This window comes from Pedobacter arcticus A12 (genome assembly GCF_000302595.1).
Taxonomy (GTDB): Bacteria; Bacteroidota; Bacteroidia; order Sphingobacteriales; family Sphingobacteriaceae; genus Pseudopedobacter; species Pseudopedobacter arcticus.
The window spans coordinates 1-1,471 of record NZ_AKZJ01000021.1; the positions used below are offsets into that span (position 1 = coordinate 1).

The window sequence follows — 1,471 nt, forward strand, 5'->3', positions numbered from 1 at the left end:
AGTCGATAAAATCTAAATAGTATTTAGACCAGTTTGTATCCCAATTCCCAATGATAGAACAGGGTCGGATATGATTTTGTAATATACCTTAGCCATTTTACGGCTTTGACTTTGCTTCCTTTGAAGCGTTTATACTTGTTCAATATCCAACCAATCATACGATGATGTAGATAATAAAACACAGGATGCAAGCTCTTTCTGCTTATCTTTCCATAATATTGAATCCAACCTCGAATCTTAGGATTCAACAGATTTGCTAAATCCTGTATCCCACGCTGAGTTTTATTATGGAATCCAAGTGTACGCAGTTCTCCCGTGATTCGAACTTTCGACTTTCGGCTCATTTTACAGTCAAACTGAAGAAAGCTTCCGCCGTTTTTCAATTTGAACCTTATTGGCTGAAAACTGAAACCCAAGAAATCGAACTGCACAGGATGCCCTTTGAGGGCTCTACCATCCTTCTTGCAGTACACTATTCTAGTCTTTTCAGGATGTGCGGTCAGACCGCACTCTTTCAGACGTTCTTTTAGAACTGCAAGTGTACGGACAGCTTCCTCATGGCTTCTGCAATGAACGATCATGTCATCTGCATAACGCACCATTTTTACCTCCGGACAGTATTTCTCCATCCATTTATCCACACAGTAATGCAAATATAGATTAGACAGCAATGGGCTGATTACCCCTCCTTGAGGTGTTCCCTTGCCCGTGGATATCTTAACTGTTCCATCTTCTAGTATTACTGGAGCTTCCAGCCACCTTTTGATGTAGAGCAACACCCACTTCTCCGAAACATGTCGCTCCAAAGCTTTCAACAGAAGGCGATGGTCAACATTCTCAAAGAATTCTTGTATGTCCAAATCTACCACCCAACTATATCGCAGTACGTTTTGACGTACAATCTCAATAGCTGTATGTGCACTCCTGTTGGGACGGTATCCATAAGAGTTTTCAGAAAATATGGATTCCAACCTAGGTTCAAGGTACTGCTTTACCACTTGTTGAGCGATTCTATCATTTACAGTGGGAATACCCAATGGTCGGGTTTTGCCCCCAGCCTTGGGAATATTGACCCGCTTTACCGCAGGTGCAAAATAACTTCCTGACGCCAGTCTATTCCATACTTTGTACAGTTCCTTGGAACGTACACTATCGAATTCCGATAGGGTTTGATGGTCTATCCCAGCACTTCCTCTGTTACTTTTCACCTTCTTGTAGGCCACCCACACCATCTCCTTGGTTATGGGGATCGACTTTGTTTGTTCTTTAAAAATCATCCTTACAATTTTAAGTTGTTCTTAAATATTAAACTGTACAACTGAAGTCCTTCGCTCCCTTCCCATTACAGAAATTTCAACGCTACTACAACTTCATCCGCAACCTATATGCTCATTAGTAATCGACTCACAGGTATTTCCTGCTTGTGTTTTCCTTTTAGCATAGCACATAGGCTTCCTGTGGTTCCAAAAAA

The 1,471-nt window shown here is 41.5% G+C and carries 1 protein-coding gene; it reads right to left on the reverse strand.

Translation table 11 applies throughout. The annotated features are described in order from the left end of the window. Nucleotides 1-23: 23 nt before the first annotated feature. The gene (ltrA, locus tag B176_RS0101375; protein ID WP_017256976.1) at nt 24-1,277 is read right to left on the reverse strand and encodes a group II intron reverse transcriptase/maturase; all 1,254 of its coding nucleotides are present in this window, start codon (nt 1,275-1,277) and stop codon (nt 24-26) included. Between the last annotated feature and the right edge of the window lie 194 nt (nt 1,278-1,471).

What these genes read in the sequence shown, in the direction of transcription:
- ltrA (WP_017256976.1), bottom strand. Translation starts at nt 1,277, where the DNA reads ATGATTTTTAAAGAACAAACAAAGTCGATCCCCATAACCAAGGAGATG.